The 26,214-nt window shown below is 73.5% G+C and carries 25 protein-coding genes; 9 read left to right on the top strand and 16 right to left on the bottom strand.

The window, feature by feature from the left end; all coding sequences use genetic code 11:
* Positions 1 to 101 precede the first annotated feature (101 nt).
* Entirely contained in the window at positions 102 to 1,277 is a 1,176-nt protein-coding gene (locus AC0680_RS14345; RefSeq protein WP_478628059.1) for a macrolide family glycosyltransferase, read from the bottom strand.
* A gap of 376 nt (positions 1,278 to 1,653) precedes the next feature.
* Between AC0680_RS14345 and AC0680_RS14340 the strand changes: the two genes are divergently transcribed.
* The 4 genes from AC0680_RS14340 to AC0680_RS14325 all read left to right on the top strand — a co-directional run bounded on the left by AC0680_RS14340 (position 1,654) and on the right by AC0680_RS14325 (position 5,406).
* Positions 1,654 to 3,036 carry an FAD-dependent monooxygenase gene (locus AC0680_RS14340; protein ID WP_478628057.1) on the top strand — a complete coding sequence of 461 codons (1,383 nt, stop codon included), beginning with the start codon at positions 1,654 to 1,656 and terminating at the stop codon, positions 3,034 to 3,036.
* 1 nt (position 3,037) lies between these two features.
* Positions 3,038 to 3,775, top strand: a complete 738-nt coding sequence (locus AC0680_RS14335) for a pyridoxine/pyridoxamine 5'-phosphate oxidase (protein WP_478628056.1) — start codon at positions 3,038 to 3,040, stop codon at positions 3,773 to 3,775.
* Between the two features lie 114 nt (positions 3,776 to 3,889).
* The gene (locus AC0680_RS14330; protein WP_478628054.1) at positions 3,890 to 4,354 is read left to right on the top strand and encodes a MerR family transcriptional regulator; all 465 of its coding nucleotides are present in this window, start codon (positions 3,890 to 3,892) and stop codon (positions 4,352 to 4,354) included.
* Between the two features lie 8 nt (positions 4,355 to 4,362).
* A complete protein-coding gene (locus AC0680_RS14325) occupies positions 4,363 to 5,406 on the top strand; it encodes an aldo/keto reductase (protein WP_478628053.1) in 1,044 nt (347 codons plus the stop codon).
* Between the two features lie 55 nt (positions 5,407 to 5,461).
* Here the strand turns inward: AC0680_RS14325 and AC0680_RS14320 are convergent, their stop codons facing one another.
* The 3 genes from AC0680_RS14320 to AC0680_RS14310 all read right to left on the bottom strand — a co-directional run bounded on the left by AC0680_RS14320 (position 5,462) and on the right by AC0680_RS14310 (position 7,008).
* Positions 5,462 to 5,950 (bottom strand): N-acetyltransferase family protein, encoded by a 489-nt coding sequence (locus tag AC0680_RS14320; protein ID WP_478628051.1) that lies wholly within the window; start codon positions 5,948 to 5,950, stop codon positions 5,462 to 5,464.
* A 99-nt stretch (positions 5,951 to 6,049) separates the two neighbouring features.
* On the bottom strand, positions 6,050 to 6,499 hold the full coding sequence (locus AC0680_RS14315; RefSeq protein WP_478628076.1) for a Zn-ribbon domain-containing OB-fold protein: 450 nt from the start codon (positions 6,497 to 6,499) through the stop codon (positions 6,050 to 6,052).
* Between the two features lie 56 nt (positions 6,500 to 6,555).
* Entirely contained in the window at positions 6,556 to 7,008 is a 453-nt protein-coding gene (locus tag AC0680_RS14310) for a DoxX family membrane protein (RefSeq protein WP_478628048.1), read from the bottom strand.
* Positions 7,009 to 7,232: 224 nt separating this feature from the next.
* Between AC0680_RS14310 and AC0680_RS14305 the strand changes: the two genes are divergently transcribed.
* Entirely contained in the window at positions 7,233 to 9,491 is a 2,259-nt protein-coding gene (locus AC0680_RS14305) for an acetate--CoA ligase family protein (RefSeq protein WP_478628046.1), read from the top strand.
* Positions 9,492 to 9,600: 109 nt separating this feature from the next.
* A complete protein-coding gene (locus tag AC0680_RS14300) occupies positions 9,601 to 10,482 on the top strand; it encodes an enoyl-CoA hydratase/isomerase family protein (RefSeq protein WP_478628044.1) in 882 nt (293 codons plus the stop codon).
* A 25-nt stretch (positions 10,483 to 10,507) separates the two neighbouring features.
* Here AC0680_RS14300 and AC0680_RS14295 read toward each other — a convergent pair whose 3' ends face one another.
* Complete coding sequence (locus tag AC0680_RS14295; RefSeq protein ID WP_478628042.1) at positions 10,508 to 11,170, bottom strand: hypothetical protein; 663 nt, start codon at positions 11,168 to 11,170, stop codon at positions 10,508 to 10,510.
* Positions 11,167 to 11,736, bottom strand: coding sequence for an RNA polymerase sigma factor (locus tag AC0680_RS14290; RefSeq protein ID WP_478628040.1), 570 nt, complete (start codon positions 11,734 to 11,736; stop codon positions 11,167 to 11,169). The genes AC0680_RS14295 and AC0680_RS14290 overlap by 4 nt, the downstream gene beginning before the upstream one ends.
* 221 nt (positions 11,737 to 11,957) lie before the next feature.
* Here AC0680_RS14290 and AC0680_RS14285 point away from each other — a divergent pair, with 221 nt between their 5' ends.
* Positions 11,958 to 12,566, top strand: a complete 609-nt coding sequence (locus AC0680_RS14285; protein ID WP_478628075.1) for a flavin reductase family protein — start codon at positions 11,958 to 11,960, stop codon at positions 12,564 to 12,566.
* Positions 12,567 to 12,579: 13 nt separating this feature from the next.
* Here the strand turns inward: AC0680_RS14285 and AC0680_RS14280 are convergent, their stop codons facing one another.
* The 5 genes from AC0680_RS14280 to AC0680_RS14260 form a co-directional block, all read right to left on the bottom strand.
* Complete coding sequence (locus AC0680_RS14280; RefSeq protein WP_478628038.1) at positions 12,580 to 13,506, bottom strand: hypothetical protein; 927 nt, start codon at positions 13,504 to 13,506, stop codon at positions 12,580 to 12,582.
* 127 nt (positions 13,507 to 13,633) lie between these two features.
* Positions 13,634 to 14,971 carry an MFS transporter gene (locus AC0680_RS14275; RefSeq protein WP_478628037.1) on the bottom strand — a complete coding sequence of 446 codons (1,338 nt, stop codon included), beginning with the start codon at positions 14,969 to 14,971 and terminating at the stop codon, positions 13,634 to 13,636.
* A 112-nt stretch (positions 14,972 to 15,083) separates the two neighbouring features.
* A complete protein-coding gene (locus tag AC0680_RS14270; protein WP_478628034.1) occupies positions 15,084 to 16,154 on the bottom strand; it encodes a Zn-dependent alcohol dehydrogenase in 1,071 nt (356 codons plus the stop codon).
* A complete protein-coding gene (locus tag AC0680_RS14265) occupies positions 16,151 to 17,392 on the bottom strand; it encodes an acyl-CoA dehydrogenase family protein (protein ID WP_478628032.1) in 1,242 nt (413 codons plus the stop codon). Before AC0680_RS14265 ends, AC0680_RS14270 begins: the two co-directional genes overlap by 4 nt.
* A 57-nt stretch (positions 17,393 to 17,449) precedes the next feature.
* The gene (locus tag AC0680_RS14260; protein WP_478628030.1) at positions 17,450 to 18,355 is read right to left on the bottom strand and encodes an SDR family oxidoreductase; all 906 of its coding nucleotides are present in this window, start codon (positions 18,353 to 18,355) and stop codon (positions 17,450 to 17,452) included.
* An 82-nt stretch (positions 18,356 to 18,437) separates the two neighbouring features.
* Between AC0680_RS14260 and AC0680_RS14255 the strand changes: the two genes are divergently transcribed.
* Entirely contained in the window at positions 18,438 to 19,364 is a 927-nt protein-coding gene (locus tag AC0680_RS14255; protein ID WP_478628029.1) for a cyclase family protein, read from the top strand.
* A 271-nt stretch (positions 19,365 to 19,635) separates the two neighbouring features.
* Here the strand turns inward: AC0680_RS14255 and AC0680_RS14250 are convergent, their stop codons facing one another.
* From AC0680_RS14250 to AC0680_RS14235, 4 genes are all read right to left on the bottom strand, one after another.
* Positions 19,636 to 20,094: an ATP-binding protein gene (locus AC0680_RS14250; RefSeq protein ID WP_384430062.1), complete on the bottom strand. Its 459-nt coding sequence runs from the start codon at positions 20,092 to 20,094 to the stop codon at positions 19,636 to 19,638.
* A gap of 472 nt (positions 20,095 to 20,566) precedes the next feature.
* Complete coding sequence (locus AC0680_RS14245) at positions 20,567 to 21,556, bottom strand: acyl-CoA dehydrogenase family protein (protein WP_478628026.1); 990 nt, start codon at positions 21,554 to 21,556, stop codon at positions 20,567 to 20,569.
* A gap of 7 nt (positions 21,557 to 21,563) precedes the next feature.
* Positions 21,564 to 22,718, bottom strand: coding sequence for an acyl-CoA dehydrogenase family protein (locus AC0680_RS14240; RefSeq protein WP_478628023.1), 1,155 nt, complete (start codon positions 22,716 to 22,718; stop codon positions 21,564 to 21,566).
* Positions 22,718 to 23,917 (bottom strand): amidohydrolase family protein, encoded by a 1,200-nt coding sequence (locus AC0680_RS14235; RefSeq protein WP_478628021.1) that lies wholly within the window; start codon positions 23,915 to 23,917, stop codon positions 22,718 to 22,720. The genes AC0680_RS14240 and AC0680_RS14235 overlap by 1 nt, the downstream gene beginning before the upstream one ends.
* 170 nt (positions 23,918 to 24,087) lie before the next feature.
* Between AC0680_RS14235 and AC0680_RS14230 the strand changes: the two genes are divergently transcribed.
* A complete protein-coding gene (locus tag AC0680_RS14230) occupies positions 24,088 to 25,614 on the top strand; it encodes an AMP-binding protein (protein ID WP_478628018.1) in 1,527 nt (508 codons plus the stop codon).
* Here AC0680_RS14230 and AC0680_RS14225 read toward each other — a convergent pair.
* Complete coding sequence (locus AC0680_RS14225; protein WP_478628073.1) at positions 25,611 to 26,108, bottom strand: MepB family protein; 498 nt, start codon at positions 26,106 to 26,108, stop codon at positions 25,611 to 25,613. The genes AC0680_RS14230 and AC0680_RS14225 overlap by 4 nt on opposite strands.
* Positions 26,109 to 26,214: the final 106 nt, after the last annotated feature.

The raw sequence follows: 26,214 nt of genomic DNA, 5'->3' as shown, positions 1-26,214 counted from the left end.
CCCCCCCCCCCCCCCCCCCCCCCCCCCCCCCCCCCCCCCCCCCCCCCCCCCCCCCCCCCCCCCCCCCCCCCCCCCCCCCCCCCCCCCCCCCCCCTGTGCCGTCAGCCCAACCGCTCCTCGATCAGGTCCGCGGCCCGACGCGCGCCGCCCTGCGCGCGGACCTCGGCCCGCAGCTCGGCCGAACGCGCGGCGACCCGCGGATCGGCCGTGAGCTCCACCAGGGCCGTACGCAACGCCTCCGCCGTGGCGTCAGCGGTGTCGATACGGCGGGCGACACCCAGCTCGACCAGCCGGTCGGCGTTGACGAACTGCTCGGCGCCCTGCGGCACCGCGATCATCGGCACCCCGGTGTACAGCCCCTCACCGCTGCCGCCCATCCCCGCATGCGTCACAAACGCGTCCGCCTGCTCCAGGACGGCCAACTGCGGTACCCACGACCGCACTTCGATGTTCGCCGGGAGCGCCGTCCCCAGCTCCGCCGGGTCGACGTACTTGCCGATCTGCAACACCACGTGCCAGCCCGGCAGGTCCCCGAAGGCCGCCACGCACTGCCGGTAGAACTCCGGCTGCCGCGTGTACGCCGAGCCGAGGGAGACCAGCAGCACCTTCCGCGCGCCGGCCGGCCGGACCCAGCCGCCCTGCTCCGCACGGCTGCCCAGGCACGGCCCGACGAAGCTCACGGCGTCGGCGTCGACCCGGTCCGCGTGCGGCTGCATGGCCCGCGGGATCAATGCCAGCGCCCGGCGCGGCCGGCCGGAGAACTCCGCCACGTCCGTGGTCACCGCGCCGCTCCGGGCGAGCCAGGCGCCGAACCGGTCCTGGTAGGCCTGCGCCCCCGGCAGTGCGGCGTAGGCGGCGGCGATCTCCTCCTGGGCGCCCTCCCACGTCACGAACGTCGGGGAGAGCTGGACGAGGTCGCGGCCCTGCGACTCGGCCAGGGCGCGGGCGGCGAACGAGCAGACGTCGTGGAGGTAGAGGTCGGCGGGGTCCTCGTCGTAGACGGCCCGCAGCTGCGGCAGCATCTCGACGGCCTCGTCGAGGAAGAGCGAGCTCGCGGCGACGGGGTCCTGGGGCCAGTCGTTCTCGACGACCGGCAGGGTGGTGGTGCAGCGCACGAACTCGGCGCCGGTGGGGGCGATCAGTGCGGCCGCGTGGTCGCTGTTGGCGTACGTGACGCGATGGCCGCGGGCCACCAGCTCTTTGATGATCTCCAGGCTGGGCAGCACATGGCTGGCCATGGGCGAGCCGAGCATGGCGATATGGGCGGTACGGGACATGGCAGAGCACTTCCTTCATCACAGAAGTCACGGAGGGGAACACGGCATGCCCGACGACCCGGGCGGCGGCGCGCAGCACCGACCGGAGGTCGGCGGCGCACCGGGCACGCCTGGGTGTGCGGGCGGGGCGGACGACCGCCCTCGGCCGTGTTAGCCGTAGATCTGGTGGAAGTGGTGCATGCGGCGAGCCTAGCGAGGGGCGGCGGCACAGGGCGAACAATTTTCCGGGCCCGTCTATACAAGCGTCATAGACAAGCGTTTAAGACGCTCGTATAGTCGAGGCGCCGGTCGGCGAGCGCACCACGACCGAGCGCCGCGACGCGCGACGCAGCCCACTCATGTGCACCACCACCCCACGCCCGAAGGGAACCCCGCCATGCCCGGAACCGCCCCGCACGCCCGCACCAGCACCGGCCCCCGCACCGCACCCCGCACCGTGCTGATCTCCGGCGCGAGCATCGCCGGCCCGGCGCTGGCCTACTGGCTGCACCGCCACGGCTTCGCGGTGACCGTCGTCGAGCGCGCCCCCGCACTGCGGACCGGCGGCTACAAGGTCGACATCCGGGGCGCCGCGATCGAGGTCGTCGAGCGGATGGGGATCCTGGAGGACATCCGGCGCGCCAGTACGGACATGCAGACCGGCGCGTACGTGGACGACGACGGCAAGCGGATCGCCACCCTCCCGGCCGACATCTTCGGCGCGCGGGTCGATCGCGACGACGAGATCATGCGCGGCGACCTGGCCCGCATCCTCTACGAGCGCACCCGCCGCGACGTCGAGTACCTCTTCGGCGACTCGATCACCTCGATCACCCCGGTCACACCGGCGGCCGCGAGCACCTCCGGCGCACCGTTCCCGGGCGGCCACACGGCCCCCGCTCCGGCAGGCGTCGACGTCACCTTCGAGCACGGCGCCCAGCGCCGCTTCGACCTCGTCGTCGGCGCCGACGGCCTGCACTCGACCGTCCGGCGCCTGGCCTTCGGCCCGGAGGAGCAGTTCGTACGGCACCTCGGCGCGTACATCTCGGCCTTCGCCATGCCGAACGAACTCGGCCTGGACCGCGAGGAGTTGTACCACGCCGTACCCGGCAAGCTGATCTGCGCCTACAGCTCCGCCGGTGATCCGCGGGCCACCGGGCTGCTGGTCTTCCGCTCGCCCCGCCTGACCTACGACCACCGCGACCGCGCGTCCCAACTGGCCCTGCTCCAGGGCGCGTTCGAAGGCGTCGGCTGGCAGGTCCCGCGGCTCCTCGAAGCGGCCCGCGAGGCGGACGACCTCTACTTCGACGGGCTGCATCTGATCGAGATGGACCGCTGGTCGCGCGGGCGGGTGGTGCTGCTCGGCGATGCCGCGCACTGCGCCTCGCCGGCGTCCGGGCAGGGCACGGGGATGGCACTGGTCGGCGCGTACGTCCTGGCCGGGGAGCTGGCGGCCGGAGGGGAGCCGGAGGCGGCCTTCGCGCGCTACGAGTCGGAGATGCGCGGCTATGTCGCGGTCAATCACGCCCTGGCGCGGAAGTTCGCGAAGGAGATGACGGCGGACACCCGGGGGCAGATCCGCCTCCGGCATCTGATGCTGCGGATCCTGCCGTACATGCCGTGGAAGAACTTCGTGGCGAAGAAGGTCGCGGAGGACGTGCAGCGGGGCGCCCGTGCGATCACGCTCAAGGACTATCCGCTGCCCGGCCGGGAGCGGGTTCCCGCACGGGCGGCGGCCGCTCCCGTGCCGGCCGCCGCGGACCGCACGTACGCTGCCTGACATGAGCGATCACCCCGCGCACCAGGACACACCGGACGCCGGCCCCGCCGGCCCCGCGGCCCCCACCGGCGAGGCGGACGCCGCCGCCCGCGCGTTCCGCGAGCTGCTGCGCGGACTGCGGGTCTGGGACTGCGAACTGCCCGCGTTCGACCCGGCGGGGGCACCGGCCGAGCCGCTGCCGCTGTTCCGCCAGTGGCTGCGGGAGGCCGCCGAAGCGGGCCAGCCGGAGCCGCACACGATGACCCTCGCCACCGCGGACGCGGCCGGCGACCCCTCCGTACGGACCCTGATGCTGCACGACGCCGATGAGCGCGGCTGGCACTTCGCCTCGCACCGCGGCAGCCGCAAGGGCCGCGAACTGGCGGCCCGGCCGCGGGCGGCGCTCGGCTTCTACTGGCCGGCGGTCGGCCGCCAGGTGCGGGTCGGCGGGACGGTGACCGCGGCGGGCCCCGAGGAGAGCGCGGCCGATCTGCACCGCCGCTCGACGGGCGCGCTGGCCGCGGCGCTGGTCGGCCGGCAGAGCGAGGTACTGGACTCGGTCGAGGAGCTGACCCGCGCCTCGAAGGCCGCCTGGGAGCGCGCACAGCGGGAACCGGACGCGGCGGTGCCCAGCTGGACGCTGTACGTGCTGCACCCCGAGGAGGTCGAGTTCTTCCAGGGCGACGCACTGCGCCGACACCTGCGCCTCAACTACCGCTACACAGACGGCAGTTGGACCCGGGAGCTGCTCTGGCCGTGAGGCGTCGGGCCGCGGGCGCGGCAGAACGCCGGGCACGTAGCGGGTGGCCGGCTCCCGAGAGGCCGCACGGAGGCACTTGCTTCAAGTGCACTTGAAGGTCCTAGCGTGACCGGCATGACGGTGATCGACAGCACGTCCGTGAAGTCCCCGCCCGTGGACGTCTGTGTGTCCGCGGGACAGGACCATCCGCGCCCCGACGGCCAGGACCACTACACGATCCGCGAGGTCGCGGCGCACACCGGGCTCAGCGCGCCCACCCTGCGCTGGTACGAGGAGATCGGCCTGATGCCGCACGTGGAGCGGTCGCACACCGGTCAACGCCGCTTCCACAACAGGGACCTGGACTGGCTCGCCTTCGTCGGCAAGCTGCGGCTGACCGGAATGCCGGTCGCGGACATGGTCCGCTTCGCGGAGCTGGTCCGCGAGGGCGAGGACACTTACGGCGAACGGCAGTCGGTGCTGGAGCACGCCCGGGACGAGGTCGTCGCGCGCATCTCGGAACTGCAGGACACCCTCACCGTGCTCAACGCCAAGATCAACTTTTATGCGGGTGCCCGCCGGGCGCCGGAAGGGGCCTGAGCGCCGTCATGGACAACGCCATCGAACGGATCAGCAAGGTCGAGCTGGGCGGTGACGGCCCCCTCGTCGGCGTCCAGGGCTTCGGCGCGATGGGCATCAGCGCCGCATACGGGCGGACCGACGACGCGGCGGCCCGCGACACCCTGGAGGCCACCGTCGAGGCGGGCGTCACCCTCATCGACACCGCCGACATGTACGGTGTCGGCGCCAACGAGGAGTTCCTCGCGCCGTTCGTCGCCGCGCACCGCGACGAGATCACTCTGGCCACCAAGTTCGGCATCGAGTACCGGGCCGACGACCCGGCCTACCGTGCCCTGCGCAACGATCCCGCCTACATCAAGCGGGCCGTCGAGGCGAGCCTGCGCCGCCTGGACGTCGAGGTCGTCGACCTCTACTACATGCACCGCCGCGACCCCGCCGTCCCGCTCGCCGAGTCCGTCGGCGCGATGGCGGAGCTGGTGCGGGAGGGCAAGGTCAAGCACCTGGGCCTCAGCGAGGTCACCGGTGCCGAGCTGCGCGAGGCGCACGCCGTGCACCCGATCACCGCCGTGCAGTCGGAGTGGTCGGTCTTCAGCCGGGACGTCGAGCACAGCGCGGTGGGGGCGGCCGCCGCCCTCGGTGTCGCCTTCGTGCCGTACTCGCCGCTCGGCCGGGGCTTTCTGACCGGCGCCTTCAGCGACGCGGGCAAGGACCTCTCCGGCGGCGACTTCCGGCAGTCGCTGCCCCGCTACAGCGGCGACAACGCCCGGGCGAACACCGCTCTCCTGGCGCCCCTGCACAAGATCGCAGCCGAACACGGCGCCACCACCGCGCAGATCGCCCTGGCCTGGGTGCAGCAGCGGGCGCAGGCGCACGGCCTGACCGTGGTGCCGATCCCCGGAACGCGCAGGCGCAGCCGCCTCCTTGAGAACGCCGCGGCCACCCGGATCCTGCTGACCGCCGACGAGCTGGCGCTGCTGGAGCCGATCGCCGGGCAGGTGGCGGGCGACCGCTACTCGGACATGTCCCTCACGTCCGCGGCCCGCGAGGCTCGGGGTCCGTCGGCACCGTGATCCCGGGGCGGGTGGCTCGTTCCTGGCAGGCGCCGTCCCGGTGTCACCGCCACACTCACAGTCGCCGGTACATGATGTGCAGCCCCACATAGCCCTTGGTGGGGTGCCAAAAGCCCTCGGGGAGGGTGGTCATGACCGTGAAGCCCAGGGACCTCCAGAGGGCGACGGCGCCGGTGTTGGTCTCCACGACGGCGTTGAACTGCATCGCCCGATAGCCCTCGGCCCGGGCCCAGGCCAGTACGTGCTCCCCCAGCGCCCGCCCCACGCCGCGTCCGCCGTACCGCGGGTCGACCATGAAGCTGGCGCCGGCGATATGCGCGGAGCCGCCCATGTGGTTGGGGTTCATCTTGGCCGTGCCCAGGACCGTCCCGGAGTCGTCGACGGCGACGACCGTGCGGCCGGGCGGCCGCAGCAGCCACATCTCCCGGCCCGCCACCTCGTCGAGGTCGCGCGGGTAGGTGTAGGTCTCGCCGGCCGCCACGATGGTGTGGAAGAAGGGCCAGATGGCGGGCCAGTCGGCCGCGGTCGCCTCACGGATCAGCACGGCTCCAGCATGACGCGGCCCCCGGCCGGGCCGCCACCGTATTCATCCCGACCCCGACTCCGGGCCCCGCTCCGGGCCCCGCTGCGGGCCCGGCCGGGGTCAGGCGGGCCGGAAGACGGGCACGGCGAGGCCGCCGGCCGCACCGGCACCGCCTGCGGCGGCCGCCCCCGCACGGCGGAACCGCACCAGGAGCGGCATCCCGATCCGCAGCTCCGTCTCCCGGCAGTCGACGATCTCGGTCATCATCCGCGGCCCCTCGGCGAGGTCGACCACGGCCGCGACGTACGGCACCCGGTCGCCGAACGGCGGGAGGTCGTTGCGGTGCACGACGGACCAGGTGTAGAGCGTGGCGCGCCCACCGGCCGGCTCCCAGCCGACCTCCTCGCTCCAGCAGTACGGACAGAACTCGCGCGGGTAGTGGTGGGCGGCACCGCACCCCTCGGCCCGGCAGCGCCGCAGCAGCAGCCGGCCCTCGGCCGCCGCGTCCCAGTAGGGCCGGGTGAAGGCGTCCACCTCCGGCAGATCGAACCTCGCCGCACCGTGCGCCATCTCCCGCCCGGCACCGCGCGCACCCGCCCCCGCCGCGCTCCCCCCGGCACCGGCCGTCACGAGAACACCCCCACGGCGGCATCGAGCGACCAGGTCTGCCAGCCCATGCCGAACAGGGCGACGAGGGAGATCAGGGCCATCATCGCGTTCTGCCCCTGCTCGGCCCAGTCATGGATCATCAGCACCAGGTAGAGCAGGTTGAGCAGCAGGCCGCCCACCAGCGCGACCGGGGTGAGGAAGCCGAGGACGAGGCCGAGTCCCAGCGCCAGCTCGGCGTAGACCACGACGTACGCCATCGCCTTGGGCCGGGGCCGTACGACCTTGTCGAAGCCGGTGCGCACCGCACCCCAGCGGTGCTTGCCGGCCACCTCGGCCGCCCAGGCGATGCCCGTACCGCGCTCGAACCAGCCCTTCTTGTCCTTGTGCCGCCAGCTCTCCAGCCACCACAGGCCGAGGCCGATGCGGAGCACGGCCAGCCACTCCGCCCCGCCGAGCCAGATCGTCTGCATCCCGCACACCCCTCAACCGATTCTGACGGTACGTCAGTTCAGCTCATGGGCCGCGCCTGCGCAAGAGGCCCCACTCGATCCGGCCCGGCGCCGCGGCCGGCCGAGCTTTCCTGCGCATCCCCATTCCTGACGTAGCGTCAGTTCAGTAACCTGACTAAGTGTCAGGTAATGCAGCCGATACAGCCAGGTAACTGAGAGCCGTCACACAGGAGCGGGCGTCTGCGATGCTTGGATCGACTCACGGCAGCCTCACCACGCACTCCCGGCCGGCCCGCGTCGTGGCCTGTGGGGAGCAACCACCACACACCGTCCACGGTATGAGCGCGCCGCATCGCGGCGGCGACGGGCCGGACACCGGGGCCGCGGTCGACCGGGACGTCAGCGGCCGTCCACTGCACGCTCCGGTGCCCGACCTGGACCGGTTCTTCCGGCCCGAGTCGGTGGCCGTGATCGGCGCCTCGGACACCGAAGGCCGCCCCAACACCGGCATCACCCGCCAGCTGATCGCCTGGGCGGAGCGGGTCGGCGCCCGGCTCCACCCCGTCAATCCGGGACGGACGCAGGTCTTCGGGCGGCCCTGCTGCGCCTCCGTCGCCGCGCTGCCGGAGCCCGTCGACCTCGCCGTACTGCTGGTCGGCGATCCGCTGCCGCTCATCGAGCAACTCGCCGAGGCCAAGGTGAAGTTCGCGGTGGCCTTCGCCTCCGGCTTCGCCGAGACCGGCGAGCGGGGCGCGGTCGCCCAGGCCCGGCTCGCCGAGGCCGTCGCACGCTCCGGGCTGCGGCTGCTCGGCCCGAACACCAACCTCAACGCCTTCGAGGAGTTCCGCGCCGACCTCGACGGCCCGGCCATCGCCCTGATCACCCAGTCGGGCCACCAGGGCCGGCCCGTCTTCACGCTCCAGGAACTGGGCATCCGCCTCTCCCACTGGGCCCCCACCGGCAACGAGGCCGATCTGGAGACCGCCGACTTCCTCTCCTACTTCGCCACCCGTCCCGAGGTCGGTGCCATCGCCGCATACGTCGAAGGCCTCAAGGACGGGCGCAGCTTCCTGCTCGCCGCCGACCGCGCGGCCCGCAACAAGGTCCCGGTCGTCGCCGTCAAGGTCGGCCGCACCGAGACCGGCGCCCGGACGGCCGCCTCGCACACCGGCAAGCTCACCGGCGCGGACGAGGTCGTGGACGCCGCGATGCGGCAGTTCGGCGTGATCCGGGTCGACGGGCTCGACGAGCTGCAGGACACCGCGGCGCTGCTGGCCCGCGCCAGGAAGCCGGCCGCCGAGGGCATCGCCGTCTATTCGATCTCCGGCGGCACCGGCGCCCACTTCTCCGACCTGGCGACCGCGGCGGGGCTGCGGCTGCCCACCCTGGACGCCGCCAAGCAGGCCGAGCTGCACCAGTGGATACCGGACTACCTCAACGTCGCCAACCCGATCGACAACGGCGGGCACCCCGTGGGCGACTGGCGCGGCCGCAAGATCATCGACGCGATCCTGGCCGACCCGTCCGTCGGCGTACTGATCTGCCCGATCACCGGCCCCTTCCCGCCGATGAGCGACAAGCTCGCCCAGGACCTCGTGGACGCCGCGGAGCGGACGGACAAGCTGGTGTGTGTGGTCTGGGGCTCGCCGGTGGGAACGGAGGACGCCTACCGCGGCACCCTGCTCGGCTCCTCGCGGGTGGCGACCTTCCGCACCTTCGCCAACTGCATCACGGCCGTCCGCGCCTACCTCGACCACCACCGCTTCGCCGCCGCCTACCGCTCCCCCTTCGACGACGCGCCGCGCGCGGTGTCCCCCTCGGCGCGCAAGGCGCAGGCACTGATGCGCCCGGGCCAGCAGCTCAGCGAACACGCGGCGAAGCAGCTGCTGCGCGCCTACGGCATCCGGGTCCCGCGCGAGCAGCTGGTGACCAGCGCGGCGGCGGCCGTACGGGCGGCGAGCCTGGTCGGCTACCCCGTCGTGATGAAGGCCTCCGGGCCGCAGCTGGCGCACAAGACCGAACTCGGCCTGGTCAAGGTCGCGCTGACCTCGGCCAGCCAGGTCCGCGACGCCTACCGCGAGCTGATCGACATCGCCCGCTACGAGGACCTCCCGCTGGACGGTGTGCTGGTCTGCCAGATGATCGAGCGCGGTGTCGAGATGGTCGTCGGCGTCACCCACGACAGCCTCTTCGGGCCGACCGTGACCGTCGGCCTGGGCGGAGTGCTCGTGGAGGTGCTGCGGGACGTCGCGGTGGGCGTGCCGCCCTTCGGGGAGGACCAGGCCCGCGCGATGCTCGGCGAACTGCGCGGCCGCGCCCTGCTGGACGGCGTGCGCGGCGCACCGCCCGCGGACACCGACGCGCTCGTCGAGGTCGTACTGCGGGTGCAGCGGATGGCCCTCGAAATGGGCGGTGAACTGGCCGAGTTGGACATCAATCCGCTGGTGGTCCTGCCGCGCGGACAGGGCGCGGTGGCCCTCGACGCGCTCGCCGTCTGCCACTGACCGCGCCCGCCCCGGCCCGCGCGCCGCCGCCCGCCCCGCCGACCGCCGCAGCGGCCGCACGCCCGACCGCCACAAGCATCCCGACCGCAGCCTTTGGAGCCGCTCCCCCATGACGTCCTCCCCGTCCCCCGCTTCCACCCCACCCGCCGAGCCGCCCGCCGGCGGCGATGACGAAGGACCCGCCGGCCCCGCCGCCGACCCCGTCGATTCATGGGTACTGCACGCCACTGACAACGGCGTCTCGTGGATCACCCTCAACCGCCCCGAAGCCCTCAACGCCCTCACCTGGGACCAGCGCGAACGCATCATCGGCCGGCTCGCCGACGCCTCGGCCGACCCGGACGTACGGGCCGTCGTGATCACCGCGACCGGCAAGGGCTTCTGCGCCGGCGCGGATCTGCGCGGCTCGGCGCCGGCGGGCGAACGGGTGGCCGGCGATGTCGCCCGGATGATCCGGCGCGGCGCCCAGCGGTTCATCGGCGCGGTGCTCGACTGCGAGAAGCCGGTGATCGCCGCGGTCAACGGCACCGCGGCCGGGATCGGCGCCCACCTCGCGTTCGCCTGCGACCTGGTGCTGGCCGCCGAATCGGCCCGTTTCATCGAGGTGTTCGTCCGGCGCGGACTGGTCCCGGACGGCGGCGGCGCCTACCTCCTGCCGCGGCTGATCGGCCCGCAGCGCGCCAAGGAGCTGATGTTCTTCGGGGACGCCGTGCCGGCCGCCGAGGCGGAGCGGCTGGGGCTGGTGAACCGGGTCGTCGCGGACGGCGAGCTGGCGAAGACGGCCCGGGAGTGGGCCGAGCGGCTGGCGGCCGGCCCGACCCGGGCGCTGGCCCTCACCAAGCAGCTGGTCAACGCCTCCTTCGAGACCGACCGGGCCGCGGCGTTCGCCGCCGAGGCCGCCGCCCAGGAGATCACCATGACGACGGCGGACGCCCAGGAAGGCGTCGCCGCCTTCGTGGAGCGGCGCGGCCCGTCCTACCGGGGCCGGTGACGCCCCGCCGGGAAGGCACGCCGGTCTACCTCACCTCCACCGGGCACACGGGCACCTCCCGCGTGTTGCGCGTGCGCACGCCCGGCAGCCAGCCCCGCACCCCCTGCCCGCTGGTGACCAGGTACCAGCGGGTGGAGGTGATGCCGGCTTCGTCGCGGACCATGCGGCCGTCGGTGACGACGCAGCGGGCGGCCAGGTCGTCGCCGTGCCAGACCCGGCCGGCGGAGTTGTCGCGCGCCGCGTACGGGGCGTACGGGTCCCTGGCCAGTCGCAGCGCGCACTCCAGCAGGCGGCCCGCCCGGCAGGCCTTCTCGCTGTTGTGGACCGTGATCTTCACCGTCCGGGGCGGCCCCGCCGGCCGCACGTCGACCGGCCCGGGGCGCACCAGCCACCACACTCCCAGCGCCACCGCGACCACCGCCGCGGCGACCGCCAGCGCGACCGCGTAGGGGCGTCGGCGGGGCAGCGCGACCACGGCGGGCGAGGGCTCGCGGCCGGTCTCCTTGATGCGGTTCCACAGGCCCGGCGGGGTCTCGATCTGCTCGTCCGCCAGCCGCAGCTGGGCGCGCAGCAGCGCCTGAGCGTCGTCGCCGGCGCCGTCGCCCCGGCCGCCGCCGGGGCCCGGGCCGCCGCCCGCACCGCCGGCGCCGCCGTCGAACCGTGGCCCCACACCCACCGTGCCGCTCACCTCCCGGCCTGCCCGTGCTCCGATTCAACGAGGTAGGCGCGCAGCCTGTCCAGCGCGCGGGCGCGATGCCGGGCGGCGGTGCCGCGATGCACCTTCATGATCTTGGCGGCCTGGTCGATGGTGTAACCGTCGAGGTCGACGAGGATGACGATGCCGGCCTGCCGGTGCGACAACCGCCCCAACAGGCGCACCGCCTCGATCTCGGCGTGCCGGCGCTCCACCCCGCCGTCCCAGCCGCCGGGCGCCGCACCGGTGCCGGCCGCCCCCGCCTCCTCCACCCCCTCCAGACCGTCGACCAGCACCTGCCGCCGGTCCTTGCGGTAGGCGTCGCGGGCGACGTTCAACACGGCGGTGAAGGCGTAGGCGTACGGCTCCGGATGGGCGAGGAAGCGCTGCGGGCGGGCGGCGAGTCTGAGGTACGCCTCGTGCACCACGTCCTCCGCTGACTGTCGGGAACCGGCCAGCATCACCGCTCTTCGGTAGAGCCGGGGCAGCAGCCCGCAGAAGACCTCGTCGAAGGTGGGTGACGCGGCAGACGAAGCTGACGACGGTGTCGCATCGGCCATGTACCGGAACTCTCCCCCGTGCTCGGCTACGGACGCGGCCGAGGTGGACGCTACCCATGCGGGCGACGCACAATCAGCGATCCGCTACCCAATCTCCCGCGAATCCACCGAAGATCGCCCCGACCGATCGGCAAACCACACGTCCGGGTGGCCGTCGCCGTCTCCGCCTTCACAACTGACGCTCCATCAGATTCAATGAAGGCATGATGGGACACGCTGGAATGGCGGCCACTGCCGTGCGGTATCTGCGCTCCGTCGGCGCACCGACCACGGCCCCCTCACCCGCGCCCGCCGCACCCCACCCGCGGCCCGCGCTGCGCGCCGTGCGCGAGGACGAGCGCGCCCCGCTGGACGCGGCCGAATTCCGCTCCGTGCTGGGGCACTTCGCCAGCGGCGTCACGGTCGTCACCGCCCCCTCGGAGCCCGGCCCGGCCGGCTTCGCCTGCCAGTCCTTCGCCTCGCTCTCCCTGGACCCGCCGCTGGTGACGTTCATGGTGGCGCGCACGTCGACGACCTGGCCGCGGATCGCCCGCGCCGGGGTGTTCTGCGTCAACATCCTCGGCGCCGGCCAGGGCGGGCTGTGCCGCGCCTTCGCGGTCAGCGGCGCCGACAAGTTCGCCGGTGTCCCCTACGGGCCGGCCCCCGCGACCGGTTCGCCCCGGCTCGCGGGCGTCCCCGCCTGGATCGACTGCACGATCCACGCGGTGCACACCGGCGGCGACCACCTGATCGTCGTCGGCCGCGTCGAAGCCCTCGGCACGGACCCCGGCGCGGCCGAAGCCGGTCCGCTGCTCTTCCACCGGGGCGGGTTCGGGCACTTCAGCCCCTGAGCGCCCGGCCCGGTCACTTCCGCGTCAGCACGTGCCGGTGCCCTGCGTCGGGGTCGCCCAGGAAGTAGTAGAGGGTGGGCCGCTCCTCGGTACCGCCGATGTGCCACTGCCCCCGGCAGTCGCCGGCGACGTCCACCCGCAGTTCCTCCTTGCCCATGAACCGCTCCAGCTCCCATGTGCCGACGCCCGCGCAGCGGTCCTTCGGCCGGCTCATGCGCTGGGCCGACGCCACCCCGTCGGAGCGCAGGACGAGAGTGCCGCCGCCGTCGTCCTTCCAGACGCCCACCAGCTCGGCCCGGCCCAGCCGCGGCGGCTCGTACGCCGGCAGCAGCCCGGTCACCATGCCGGCCACGCCCAGGCCCCCCAGCGCGAAAGCGGTCAGCAGGCCGCTGCCCGCGACGGCGACGACCAGCTGCATGGTGCGCCGGGCCCCGGTGCCCCTGGTGGCGATGTCGGCCACCAGCGCGGCGGGTACGGCGGCCGCAGCCAGCGCCGCCCAGCACGCCAGATAGAACGCCGGCGGCCCCACGGAGCGGGTGAGCAGCGCGAGGAGCGCCCCGTACGCGAGGGTCGCCGCGGCCGCCGAAACGGGGGCGGCGGCCACCGTCCACCACCACCGCACCCGCCCCTGCCGCCCGGCCCGGCGCGCGGCCCACCGCGCCAGCGTCAGCGTGGGCAGCACCAGGGTGGCCGTCAGCACCAGGCCGGAGAGCGCGCCGAGGACGACCGCGACCGGGAACATGAAGACGGCCAGGAACAGGTTGCCGACCGGCGCCTCCAGAGTGAAGCCGTACAAGACCAGCCCGGCCGTCGCGCAGGCCGCCTCGGCGAACAGCGCCGCCATCGAGACCACCAGGGCCCGGCCGCTCCAGACGTCGCGGAGCGACCCACCGCCCCCTGCCGTCCGAGCCCCTCCCGCCCCGTCCCAGGTCATCGCCATCGCCCGTCTCCGTCCGCACTCGCGCGCCGCCCGCCTCTCGCGCGTCCGACGCATCCCACGGGGATCATCCAGTGGCCGGAAACGCACCCTGACACCGGGGGCCGGGATCGGTCCGATGGATCAGGCCCTACACCACGGCCGGCCGCACCCGCCCCGCCTCTCCCCGCCGCCGGATGACCAGGGCCATCAGGGCCGCGAGGGCGCACAGGGCGCCCGAGGCGTACCAGAGGGGGTTGTAGGTGCCGAAGACGTCGCGGACGAGGCCGCCCAGGAAGGCGATCAGGGCGGCGCCGACCTGATGGGCGGCGAGGACCCAGCCGAACACGATCGCGCCGTCCTCGCCGTAGTGCTCGCGGCACAGGGCGATGGTCGGCGGGACGGTGGCCACCCAGTCCAGGCCGTAGAAGACGATGAAGAAGACCATCGGCGGATGCACCGTGTCGGACAGCAGCAGCGGCAGGAACATCAGGGACAGCCCGCGCAGGGCGTAGTAGACGGCCAGCAGCCGGCGGGTGTCGAAGCGGTCGGTGAACCAGCCGGAGGCGATGGTTCCGGCGATGTCGAAGACGCCGATCACCGCGAGCAGCGAGGCGGCCGCCGTCATCGGCATGCCGTGATCGTGCGCCGCCGGCACGAAGTGGGTCTTGACCAGGCCGTTCGTGGTGGCGCCACAGATCGCGAAGGTGCCCGCGAGCAGCCAGAACGGGCCCGTACCCGCCGCCGTGACCAGCGCCCGCAGCGCCCGCCGGGCCGCGCCCCGCTGCGGCGGCGGCTTGGGCACGAACTCCGTCGCCCCGTAGGGCGCCAGACCGACGTCCGCCGGGTGGTCGCGCAGCAGCAGCCACACCAGGGGGACGACGGCCAGCGCGGCGAGCGCGACGGTCACCGCGGCCGGCCGCCAGTCGTACCGGTCGACGATCCAGGACAGCAGCGGAAGGAAGACCAGCTGGCCGGAGGCGCCGGCCGCGGTGAGGATGCCGGTGACCAGCCCGCGCCGCTCGGTGAACCAGCGGCCGGTGACCGTGGCGGCGAAGGCCAGCGCCATCGAGCCGCTGCCCAGGCCGACCAGCACGCCCCACAGGAGCACCAGTTGCCAGCTCGCCGTCATGAAGACGGTCAGGCCGGCGCCGGTCGCGATCACCGCCAGGGCGACCGCGACCACCCGCCGGATGCCGAACCGGTCCATCAGCGCGGCGGCGAACGGCGCGGTCAGCCCGTACAGGGCGAGGTTCACCGACACCGCGAAGCCGATGGTGGCGCGCGACCAGTGGAACTCGGCGTGCAGCGGGTCGATCAGCAGACTGGGGAGGGAGGCGAAACCGGCCGCGCCGATGATGGTGAGGAAGGTGACGGCGGCGACGGACCAGGCGCGGTGCGGCCGCCGGCGCCGCGCGGGCGCGGGTGCGGGGGCACCCCCCTCGCGGGAGCCGGCCGCCCGTAGGGGGAGTTCAGGTGTCTGGGTCACCGGAGCAGCTTCGTCCGGCTCACCCGTACGAACGAGTGGCCAGAAGGTCAGGGTTCGCCAGGATCGGGCCAGGGGCTGCCGCACGTGGCCCGGAGGCCTGGTGCGGCACCCCCTAGTCGAACGTCAGCACCGCCCGCGCCACCCGTCCGCGCTGCGCGTCGTCCGCCGCCTTCGCGAAGTCCTCCACCGGATACGTCCGGGTCACCAACTCGTCCAGCAGCAGCCGCCCTTCGCGGTAGAGCCGGGCGTACAGCGCGATGTCCCGCTGCGGCCGCGACGACCCGTACCGGCAGCCCAGGATCGACTTGTCCAGATACATCGACGACACCAGGAACGAGGCCTCCGCCGCGGCCGGGGGCACACCGAGCAGCACCGCCTGGCCGTGCCGGTCGAGCAGATCGATCGCCTGCCGGATCAGCCGGGTGCTGCCCACGCACTCGAAGGCGTGGTCGGCGCCGGCCGGCAGGATCTCCTTCACCGCCGTGACGGCGTCCGCCACCGCCGAGGCATCGACGAAGTGCGTCGCCCCGAACTGCCGCGCCACCGCCTCCTTCGCCGGGTTGGCGTCCACCGCAACGATCACCGACGCCCCCGCGATCCGCGCCCCCTGGAGCACGTTGAGGCCGATCCCGCCCGCCCCGATCACCACGACCGACTCCCCGCGGTCCACCCTGGCCCGGTTCAGCACCGCCCCGACGCCCGTCAGCACCCCGCACCCGATCAGCGCGGCCGACGCCGGCGGAACGTCCTCGGCGATCTTCACCGCCTGGACCGCCTTGACGACCGTACGCTCCGCGAACGCCGAGTTCGACGCGAAGCTGAACAGTTCGGTGCCGCCCCGCCGAAACGGCCGGCGGGGCATCCCGATCGCCTGGCGGCACATCGTCGGCCGCCCGCGATCGCACTCCGCGCACGCCCCGCAGTTGGCCAGCGTCGACAGCGCGACATGGTCACCGGGCACCACATGCCCCACGCCCGCGCCCACGGCCTCCACCACGCCCGCTCCCTCGTGCCCCAGCACCACCGGCACCGGGAAGGGGATCGTCCCGTCGACCACCGACAGATCGCTGTGGCACAGCCCGGCCGCCCGGATGTTGACCAGTACCTCGCCCGGCCCGGGATCGCGCACCTGCAGATCGTCCACGACCCGGGGCCGCTCGCCGTCGAATATGACGCCCCTCATCCCCGCTCCGCTCCGGTCATTCCCCGCTCCACTCCGGTCATCGTCCGCTCCACTCTGGGCAGGCCGAGCACGCGCTCGGCGATGATGTCGCGCTGGATCTCGTCCGAGCCGCCGTAGATCGTGTCGGCCCGGGTGAACAGGAACAGCCGCTGCAGCGGGTCCAGTTCGTAGGGCGCCCGCGCCGTCCAGTCGACGGGTCCCCGTGCGGCCGCGGCACCCCGCACCCGCATCGCCAACTCCCCGAGCCGCCGATGCCAGCCGCCCCACAGCAGCTTCGCCACGCTCGGCGCACCCGCGTCCCCGGCCGCGCCCAGGGTCCGCAGCGCGTTCCACCGCATGACCCTCAACTCCGCCCACTGTGTGACGAGTTGATCACGCAGCACGGGGTCCGACAGCGTCCCGCAGCGGACCGCGGCCGCGATCACCTCGGCCAGCTCCGCGGCGAACCCGATCTGCTGGACGAGCGTGGCGACCCCGCGCTCCAGCGCCAGCAGCCCCATCGCCACCCGCCAGCCGGCCCCTTCCCCGCCGACGACGTGCTCGGCCCGTGCCACCGCCCCGTCGAAGAACACCTCGTTGAACTCCGCCGTCCCCGACATCTGCCGGATCGGCCGCACCTCGACGCGCCCCGGCTGGTCCATCGGCACCAGCAGGAACGACAGCCCGCGGTGCCGCCGCTCACCGGGGTCCGTGCGCGCCAGCACGAAGCACCAGTGGGCCTCCCCGGCCAGCGACGTCCAGATCTTCTGCCCGCTGACCCGGTACACGGCTCCGTCCCGGACCGCCGCCGACCGCACCCCCGCCAGGTCCGACCCCGCGTCCGGCTCGCTGTAGCCCTGGCACCACAGCTCCTCGCCGCGGGCGACGGCCGGCAGGAACCGCCGCCGCTGCGCCTCGTCGCCGCAGGCGATCAGCGTCGGCGCCAGCAGGTTCTCCCCGATGTGGCCCACCCGCCCGGGCGCCGCGGCCCGCGCGTACTCCTCGGCCCACACCACCTGCTGCGTCAGGCTCGCCGCCCGGTTCCCGTACGAACCGTGGGTGCGGTCCCACCCGATGCCGATCCATCCGCCGGCCCCGAGCTCCCGCTCCCACGCGCGGCGCGCCGCGGGTGCCTCGTGCTCGCTGCCGGGCCCGCCCCGCCCCGCCAGCGCCTCGTAGGGCCCCACGAGATGCCCCGCCAGCCAGGCGCGGGCCTCGGCCCGGAATTCCTCGTCCGCCCGCCCGAACTCAAAGTCCACACCGACCTCCCGACGTCGAAAGCCCCGCCCCGCCACCCGGCAACGCGGGCCGGCCCGCTACCGATTGGGCCGGGCCTTGGCCGCCGCGGCCGCCGCCATCTGCTCCAGTTGCTCCAGCATCGGCATCGGATCGGCCCCCACCACCCCGGGGACCACCTCGGCGACCTTCTCCGGCGTCCATCCACCCTCCCCGTACACCGAACGCAGCTCCCGCGGCTGCGCCCACACCGCGATCTTCGGGCCCGCCACCGTGTAGACCTGCCCGGTGACCTCGCGCGCCCGCTCGCTCAGCAGATAGACGACGAACGCCGCCACGTCCTCCGGCTCGCCGATCTCCGTCAGCTCCATCGGCACGTTCGCCGACATCCGCGTCCGGGCGACGGGCGCCACCGCGTTGGCGGTCACCCCGTACTTGTGCAGGCCCAGCGCGGCACTGCGGACCAGCGAGATGATCCCGCCCTTGGCGGACGCGTAGTTGGCCTGGGAGACCGACCCCTGGTGGTTGCCGCTGGTGAAGCCCACCAGGGTCCCCGACCCCTGGCGCCGCATCACCGCGGCCGCCGCCCGGAAGACGGTGAAGGTGCCCTTGAGGTGTGTGGCGACCACCGGGTCCCACTCCTCCTCGGACATGTTGAACAGCATCCGCTCGCGCAGGATCCCGGCCACGCACACCACGCCGTCGATCCGCCCGTACCGCGCCAGCGCGGTGTCCACGATCCGCTGGCCGCCGGCCATGGTGGAGACGTCGTCGGCGACCGCGGTCGCCTCCCCGCCCGCCGCCTCGATCTCCTTGACCACCGCGTCGGCGACCTCGCTGCTCGGGGCGCCGCCCTCGATCGAGACGCCGTAGTCGTTGACCACGACGCGGGCGCCGTGCGCGGCGCAGGCCAGCGCGACGGCGCGTCCGATGCCGCGCCCCGCGCCGGTGACGGCGACCACCTTGCCGGCCAAGAAGTTCCCCATGCCGCACCCCTTCCCGCAGTTTCTGACGGACCGTTAGATTTTTGGGCAGCCGTGCGCCGAACACAAGACCCCGGAGGCCGCCATGCCCCTGCCGCAGGACTTCCACGACATCGCCGAGCGCGTGAACAACTGGGGGCGCTGGGGGGCGGACGACGAGATCGGCACCCTCAACCTGATCACCGAGCAGGTCGTACGGGAGGCCGCCGGCTGCGTCCGCAGCGGCCGCCGGATCCCACTCGCCCTCCCGCTCCAGCAGGACGGCGTACAGACCGGCATGATCCCGGGCCGGGTCAACCCGCTGCACACCATGACCGCCATCAACCAGGAGATCTTCGGCCCGGACACGGTCGCCACCTCGGACGACGCGGTCACCATGGGCCTCCAGGCCGCCACCCACTGGGACGGCCTCACCCACGTCTCGCACTCCGGCCGCCTCTACAACAACCGCCCCGCCGACTCGGTCACCGCCCACCGGGGGGCCACCGCCCTCGGCATCGAGAAGGCCACCCCGATCGCCTCCCGCGGCGTCCTCCTGGACGTGGCCCGCGCACACGGCACCGACCGGCTGCCCGGCGGGCACGCCGTCACCCCGCAGGACCTGGACGCAGCCGAGGAACTGGCCGGCACGACGGTCCGGGCCGGCGACATCGTCCTGGTGCGGACCGGGCAGCTGCGGCACTATCTGGACGGCGACCGGCAGGCCTACGCGTTCCCCTCACCCGGGCTGTCGCTGCGCACCCCGGAGTGGTTCCGTGCACGCGATGTCGCGGCGGTCGCCAACGACACCCTGACCTTCGAGATCTTCCCGCCGGAGATCGAGAACCTGTGGCTGCCGGTGCATGCGCTGCACCTCGTCGAGATGGGCATGCTCCAGGGCCAGAACTGGAACCTGGAGGAGCTGTCGACGGCCTGCGCGGAAGCGGGGCACTATGCGTTCTTCCTGTCGGCGCCGGCCGAGCCGTTCGTCGGCGGCTCCGGCGCACCGGTCGCGCCCGTCGCGGTCCTCTGACACCGGCCGGCACCCGGCCGGCCAGGTGGCGGTGCGCTCATGCGCGCCCCGAGCACGGCACCGCGGACCGCCACCCACCAGGCCGCGATCCGCACTCGCCGAGGCCAGGACCGGGCACCCACCCGATTCCCCCCACACCCTCGGCGTCCCCTCCTGCGAACCGCTCCACCCAAGAGTGATCAACTGGGCACGCCACGTCAACACCTGGTCTGGACTAAATTCCCGGGGCTCGGCGCGTCGCGCCCGATTTATCCATCTTGATCCAGGTTCTTTAAGGGGCAATGGGGCTCAAATGCCCCAGATCCGTACCGGTCGCCATCAGCAGCGGCCGGCCGCGGTCCACTTCGCACCAGATGCGCTTACCGGCGCCCTCGGGCTGCCAGCCCCAGCGGTCCGCCAGGCCGTCGACCAGCTCCAGGCCGCGCCCGTTGGTGTCGTCACCGTCGGCGTGCCGCTGGCGCGGCGGGCGGGCACTGGCGTCCACCACCTCCACGCGGACCGTCCCCACCACCGCGCCCGAGCCGGAGAAGCACATCCGCAGCTCGGCCGCCGCGCCGGTGTGCACCACGGCGTTGGTGACGAGTTCGGAGATCAGCAGGATCAACGTCTCGGCAAGTGGTTCGTCGGGCCCTATGCCGGACCCCACGAGCCGCGAGCGGGCCCACCGCCGGGCTCTGCCGACCTCCGCGGGGTCGGGTCGTACGTCCAACTGCACCTGAAGCACCTGCACCGCTCACACCATCCGAACCGGCGGAAACATCGCCTCGCGCCTCCACGGAGTCACGGTGCGTGACCCCGGTGAAGCACAGCATGGTTGACGTTCAGTCACCCCAACAAGCGCTTCGGGCATATTCCAGCGCAAGGGAGTATGCGTGCTGCATACTGTGCGACGCACTTTGCGGGGAGTCGAACAAGGGGGATTACCGGGCCCCTGCCCAAGGCGAGCGGCGCGCAGTCCGCACCCCGGAACCGTCGCTCCGACGGCACCGGGTTCGTTGCGCCACAGAACCACTCGCACCCAACGGAGAGTACCCGAGCGGAACGCCGACTCCCCCCTGTGACGAGTCACACCTAGGACACAACCCGATATCGACCCTCCGTGACCGCTTCTGTGTGGTGGGTCCGACATTTCGCACACGGGTTGCCAGAGTCTGACATCGCCGTCCACCGCTCACCGCCCTCGCCGCCGCGCCCGCCCGCCGTCAGCCGATCAGGCCCGCCGCCAGCGCCTCTTCCGCCTCGGCCGCAGTGCCCCAGCACTCGGCCCGCAGCCAGGCCCGCTTGAGGTGCAGATGGACATCGGCCTCCCAGGTGAAGCCCATCCCGCCGTGGACCTGCAAGCAGTCCCGCGCGTTGCGCACCGCGGCCTCGTCGGCAAGCAGCTTGGCGCCCGCCACGTCCGCACCACCACCCGTGACCGATGCGGCATATACCGCACTTCGGGCGATTTCCGTACGTACGAGCATCTGCGCGCACAGATGCTTGACCGCCTGGAAGGAGCCGATGGGCGCGCCGAACTGCACCCGCTCACGGGCGTGGGCGACGGCCATCTCGACCGTGCGGGCCGCGCTGCCGAGCTGCTGGGCCGCCGTGAGCAGCGCGGCCTCGCGCCGCAGCCGGGGCAGGTCCAGGCCGGCGAGAGGGGCCGCACGCGGGGCGTGCGCGATGCGGGCGAGCGGGGTGAGCGGGTCGACGGAGGCGAACGGAGCGCAGGACACCTGGTCCGGCGCGCTACGGTACGCGCCGGTCTCGCTCCCCTGTGCGCCCCCCGCAACCGCTCCCGCGCCGGCCGCGCCCCCCGCCACGACGACCAACTCGTCGCAGTCGCCCGGGTGTTCCCACAGCGCCGGCTCCCGCGCGCCGTCGCACAGCCCGACGATCCGCTCACCGGTCGCGACGCCGTCCACCGCCCCGGCCAGCAGCTGGCACGCCACCAGCGGCCCGGGCAGCAGCGCCCGCCCGGCCTCCTCGAAGACCAACGCCGCCTCCGGCAGTCCGAGCCCCACCCCGCCGGCCGCCTCCGGCAGCCGCAGCGCGAAGAGCCCGGCCGCCCCCAGCTCCCGCCACAGCGCACGGTCCAGCGCGGGGTCGTCGACGGCCGCCCGCAGCCGTTCCCGGTCGAACCGGCCGGCCAGCAGCTCCCGCGTACCGTCGCGCAACGCCCGCTGGTCGTCGGTGAGTTGGAAGTCCACCGGCGCCTCACCGTCCCTTCGGCAGGCCGAGGATCCGCTCGGCGACGATGTTCTGCTGGATCTGCGAGGTACCGGCCGCGATGGTGTACGACAGGGACGACAGCCGGTCGGCGATCCACTCCTGGTCGGCGTCGAGCGCACCGGCGCCCAGCACCTCGGCCGCCGCGTCGTACAGCTCCTGGCGGGCGTGCGAGTAGCGCAGCTTGAAGACCGAGCCGCCGGTCCCGGGGACGCCGCCGCCCCGCTGGGCCGCGCTCACGTTCCACTGGGTCAGCCGCCACAGCGCCGCGAAGTCCGCGCTCAGCCGGCCGAGCCTGCGGCGCAGCACGGCATCGTCCCAGCGGCCGTTGGCCCGGGCCGTACGGGCGAGCGCGCCGAGCACCCGCCGGCAGGCCACCACCTCTCCCACGAAGGCGGTGCCGCGCTCGAAGGACAGCGTCACCATGGTCACCCGCCAGCCGTCGTTCTCGGCGCCGATCCGGTGGGAGAGCGGCACCCGGACCTCGTCGAGGAACACCTCGGCGAACTCCGTCGACCCGGCGAGGGTGCGCAGCGGCCGGACGGTCACCCCCGGCGCGTCCATGGGCATCGCCAGCCAGCTGATGCCGCGGTGCCTGGGCGCCTGGGGGTCGGTGCGGACCAGCAGCTCGCACCAGTCGGCGACCTCGGCGTGCGAGGTCCAGATCTTGGCGCCGCTGACGACGTAGTCGTCGCCGTCGCGTACCGCCTTGGTGCGCAGCGCCGCGAGGTCGGACCCGGCGTCCGGTTCGCTGAAGCCCTGGCACCAGACCTCCTCGCCGCGCAGGATCGGCGGCAGCCAGCGGGCGCGCTGCTCGGCGGTGCCCTCGGCGGCGATGGTCGGCCCGGCGTGCAGCAGCCCGACGAAGCCGGCGCCCACATAGGGGGCGCCGGCGCGTTCGGTCTCCTCCAGGAAGATCAGGTGCTGGGTGGGGGTGACACCCTGCCCGCCGGCGTCCCGCGGCCAGTGCAGCCCGGCGTATCCGGCGTCGTACAGCATCCGCTGCCAGGCCGTGTCGTACGCCCGCCGGCCGGGCCAGTCGGTCGGGGCGGGCCTGGCGGGGAGCGTCGGCAGCACCTTCGCGAGCCACGTCCGCAGCCGCGCGCGGAAGTTCTCCTCCTCCGGCGCGTAGGCCAGGTCCATCAGCGGACCGTGTCGTCGAGGTCCAGGCCGAGCATGCGGATCGCGTTGCCCCGCATGAGCTTGTGGACCGTCTCGTCGTCCAGGCCCTTCACATGGTCGAGGGCGACCTCCTTGGTGTGCGGGAAGGTCGAGTCGACATGCGGGTAGTCGGTCTCGAAGGTCGCGTTGTCCCGGCCGACCACGTCCAGCGACGCCACCCCGTGCTTGTCGCGGAAGAAGCAGCAGAAGATCTGCCGGTAGTAGTACGTGGACGGCGGCTCGGGGATCAGGTCGCGCACCCCGCCCCAGGCGCGGTGCTCCTCCCAGACGTCGTCGGCGCGCTCCAGGGCGTAGGGGATCCAGCCCATCTGCCCTTCGGAGTAGGCGAGTTTCAGGCGCGGGTGCTTCACCAGGACCCCGCTGAAGAGGAAGTCCATCATCGAGGCCATCGCGTTGTTGAAGGAGAGCGAGGCCTGTACGGCGGGCGGGGCGTCGGGGGACGCGGCCGGCATCTGGGAGCTGCTGCCGATGTGCATGTTCACGACCGTGCCCGTCTCCTGGCATGCCGCGAAGAAGGGGTCCCAGTAGCCGGAGTGGATCGAGGGCAGCCCCAGGTAGGTGGGGATCTCGGAGAAGGTGACCGCACGGACCCCGCGCGCCGCGTTCCGCTCGATCTCCGCGACGGCCAGGTCGATGTCCCACAGCGGGATGAGGCACAGCGGGATGAGGCGGCCGCCGCTGGCGCCGCACCACTCCTCGACCATCCAGTCGTTGTACGCGCGCACGCAGGCCAGGGCGACCTCCTTGTCGTGCGCCTCGGCGAAGGTCTGGCCGCAGAAGCGCGGGAAGGTCGGGAAGCACAGGGACGCCTCGACGTGGTTGAGGTCCATGTCCTTGAGGCGTTCGGCCGGGTCCCAGCAGCCGGGCCGCATCTCCGCGCGGGTGATCCCCTCCAGCGTCATGTCGTCCCGGTCGAAGCCGACGGCGGCGATGTTGCGCTTGTACGGGAACTTCAGGTCCTCGTAGATCCACCAGTCGGCCGGCGGCCCGTCCGGGTCCATGGTGATCTGGTACTTGCCCCCGACGTACGCGAGGTCGCCGATGCCGGCGGTCAGCGGCTTCGGCCCCCGGTCCCGGTACTTCTTCGGCAGCCAGGTCTCGAAGAGGTGCGCGGGCTCGATCACATGGTCGTCGACGCTGATGATGCGCGGTAGCTCCATCGGGTTCCCCATCGTTGTCCCCTCACCCCGTGTCCGGGCGGCCGGGTTCAGCCATATCTGATGCCCCGTCAGAAAAGAGGCTAGCCCCGCACCCTCTGGACCGACAAGGAGCCGACCTCTAACCTCTGCCTCGAACCTGACGTACCGTCAGCAAGTGGAAGGGAGCGCGGATGACCGGCGGCACCCTGTGGGACCTGGTGGCGTGGCGGGCCGCCCGCACCCCCGGCGCCGCCGCCCTCATCCAGGGAGCGGCGGCGGCCCGGCACGAGCGGCGGATCACCTTCGGCGCGCTGCACCGGCGCGCCGAACGGGTGGCGGCCGGCCTGTACGAGCGAGGGGTGCGGCCCGGGAGCCGGGTCGTCTGGCAGCTGCCGACCCGCATCGAGACCGTGCTGCTCAGCCTCGCACTGGCCCGGATCGGCGCCGTGCAGAGCCCGGTCGTCCCGCTCTACCGCGACCTGGAGGTGGGCCAGGTGCTGCGCCGGACCGCGGCGGCCTTCTACCTGGTCCCCGGCGTCCGGCGCGGCTTCGACCACGGCGCGATGGCGCACCGCCTGGCCGCCGCCCTGCCCGGCCCGCCCACCGTCGTCACGGCGTACGACGAGGGCCCCGACAGCCTCCCCGACGCCGACCCCGCCGTGCTGCCCCCGCCGCCCACCGACGCCGAAGAGGTCCGCTGGATCTACTGGACCTCCGGCACCACCGCCGGCCCCAAGGGCGTCCTGCACACCGACCGCAGCCTGCGCACGGCCGGCCGCCAGCTCGCCGACGCGCTGCGGCTGGGCCCGTCCGACATCGGCTCGATGGCCTTCCCCTACGCCCATGTCGCGGGCCCCGACTACACCGTCATGCTCCTGCTGCGCGGCATCCCCGCGCTGCTGCTGGAGCGCTTCGAGCCGCCCGGCTCACTCGCCGCCTACCGCCGCCACCAGGTCACCGTCGCCGGCGGCTCCACCGCCTTCTACTCCCTCTTCCTCGCCGAGGCGCGCAAGCTGCCGCCGGGGCACAGGCTGCTGCCGTCGCTGCGGCTGCTGGCCGGCGGCGGCGCGCCGCTGCCCCCCGCGCTCCACCACGAGGTCGTCACGGCCCTCGGCTGCCGGCTCGCCCACGGCTACGCCATGACCGAGGCCCCGATGGTGACCATGGGCGACCCCCTGGACAGTCCCGGCCGGCTCGCCACGACCGCCGGCCGCCCACCCGCCGGCATGCAGATCCGGATCGCCCCCGGCACCGGCGAGATACTGCTGCGCGGCCCGGCGGTCTGCCGCGGCTACCTCGGCGAGCCCTCCCCCTTCGACGCCGACGGCTTCCTGCCCACCGGCGACCTCGGACGGCTCACCCCCACCGGCCACCTCGTGGTCACCGGCCGGCTCAAGGACGTCATCATCCGCAAGGGCGAGAACATCTCCGCCCAGGAGATCGAGGAGCTGCTCCACCGGCACCCGGACGTGGCCGGCGCGGCCGTCGTCGGCCTGCCCGATCCGGCACGCGGCGAACGGGTCTGCGCCGTCGTCGAACAACCCCCGGGAACCGTCCGGCTGACGCTCACCGCGGTCGTGTCACACCTGCGCTCCCAGGGGCTCGCCCCGCACAAACTCCCCGAGCAGCTGGAGGTGCTGGACGCGCTGCCCCGCGGGGCGACCCTGGGAAAGGTGCTCAAGGGGGAGCTGCGGGACCGGCTCGGGGGCACCCGTTAGGCGCGGTACAGCGCCCGGGCCCGGGCAAGATCGACCGATCCGGCTTCCGGGACGGTCAGGAAGTGGGCCGTCTGCCACTTCTGGGTGTTGCGGGCCTGGCGGCTGGTCGTGGTGACCCACGGCGGGTAGATGCGGAATCCCCGCTTCCCGCCGGTGCCGTCGCGCGACACGATGTCCCGTTCGGCCAGCGCCTCGCGCGGGAAGACGAACTGCCCGAAGTGCGCTCCCTCCCGTGTGCTGATGACGAAGAGGTCGACGGCGTCGGCGGCGTCGAAGGGCTGGATCGGGCCGCCGTCGCGCCGCTTCCACACCGTGACGAACTGGCCGACCTTCGTCGGGGTGGTCTTGCCCACCCGGAACCTGACGGCCCGGCCGTCCACGGTGAAGGCGTGCGCACCGTACTCGGCGCTCTCCGCCTCGGGCACCGGCCGTGAGCAGCGAAATCCGCACGGGCCGTAGACCAGGGCCCGCGCCGCCAGCAGTTCGTCGTGCAGCGGCCCCGCGCCCGGCCAGGTGCTTGCGGCGTCTGCTGCCCGGTGCTCGGCAGTCGTCCCGTCTTGCGTCGTCACCCCGCCATCGTGCCACCACCCTCGTGCCGGC

Source organism: Streptomyces sp. NPDC043738, assembly GCF_056436545.1.
The sequence above is the reverse complement of the archived record's forward strand: the minus strand, read 5'-3'. Positions and strand labels throughout refer to the sequence as shown.

Coding starts and splice junctions, on each gene's coding strand:
- AC0680_RS14345 (WP_478628059.1), bottom strand. CDS start 1,277: ATGTCCCGTACCGCCCATATCGCCATGCTCGGCTCGCCCATGGCCAGC.
- AC0680_RS14340 (WP_478628057.1), top strand. CDS start 1,654: ATGCCCGGAACCGCCCCGCACGCCCGCACCAGCACCGGCCCCCGCACC.
- AC0680_RS14335 (WP_478628056.1), top strand. CDS start 3,038: ATGAGCGATCACCCCGCGCACCAGGACACACCGGACGCCGGCCCCGCC.
- AC0680_RS14330 (WP_478628054.1), top strand. CDS start 3,890: ATGACGGTGATCGACAGCACGTCCGTGAAGTCCCCGCCCGTGGACGTC.
- AC0680_RS14325 (WP_478628053.1), top strand. CDS start 4,363: ATGGACAACGCCATCGAACGGATCAGCAAGGTCGAGCTGGGCGGTGAC.
- AC0680_RS14315 (WP_478628076.1), bottom strand. CDS start 6,499: ATGGCGCACGGTGCGGCGAGGTTCGATCTGCCGGAGGTGGACGCCTTC.
- AC0680_RS14310 (WP_478628048.1), bottom strand. CDS start 7,008: ATGCAGACGATCTGGCTCGGCGGGGCGGAGTGGCTGGCCGTGCTCCGC.
- AC0680_RS14305 (WP_478628046.1), top strand. CDS start 7,233: ATGCTTGGATCGACTCACGGCAGCCTCACCACGCACTCCCGGCCGGCC.
- AC0680_RS14300 (WP_478628044.1), top strand. CDS start 9,601: ATGACGTCCTCCCCGTCCCCCGCTTCCACCCCACCCGCCGAGCCGCCC.
- AC0680_RS14290 (WP_478628040.1), bottom strand. CDS start 11,736: ATGGCCGATGCGACACCGTCGTCAGCTTCGTCTGCCGCGTCACCCACC.
- AC0680_RS14285 (WP_478628075.1), top strand. CDS start 11,958: ATGGCGGCCACTGCCGTGCGGTATCTGCGCTCCGTCGGCGCACCGACC.
- AC0680_RS14280 (WP_478628038.1), bottom strand. CDS start 13,506: ATGGCGATGACCTGGGACGGGGCGGGAGGGGCTCGGACGGCAGGGGGC.
- AC0680_RS14270 (WP_478628034.1), bottom strand. CDS start 16,154: ATGAGGGGCGTCATATTCGACGGCGAGCGGCCCCGGGTCGTGGACGAT.
- AC0680_RS14260 (WP_478628030.1), bottom strand. CDS start 18,355: ATGGGGAACTTCTTGGCCGGCAAGGTGGTCGCCGTCACCGGCGCGGGG.
- AC0680_RS14255 (WP_478628029.1), top strand. CDS start 18,438: ATGCCCCTGCCGCAGGACTTCCACGACATCGCCGAGCGCGTGAACAAC.
- AC0680_RS14240 (WP_478628023.1), bottom strand. CDS start 22,718: ATGGACCTGGCCTACGCGCCGGAGGAGGAGAACTTCCGCGCGCGGCTG.
- AC0680_RS14235 (WP_478628021.1), bottom strand. CDS start 23,917: ATGGAGCTACCGCGCATCATCAGCGTCGACGACCATGTGATCGAGCCC.
- AC0680_RS14230 (WP_478628018.1), top strand. CDS start 24,088: ATGACCGGCGGCACCCTGTGGGACCTGGTGGCGTGGCGGGCCGCCCGC.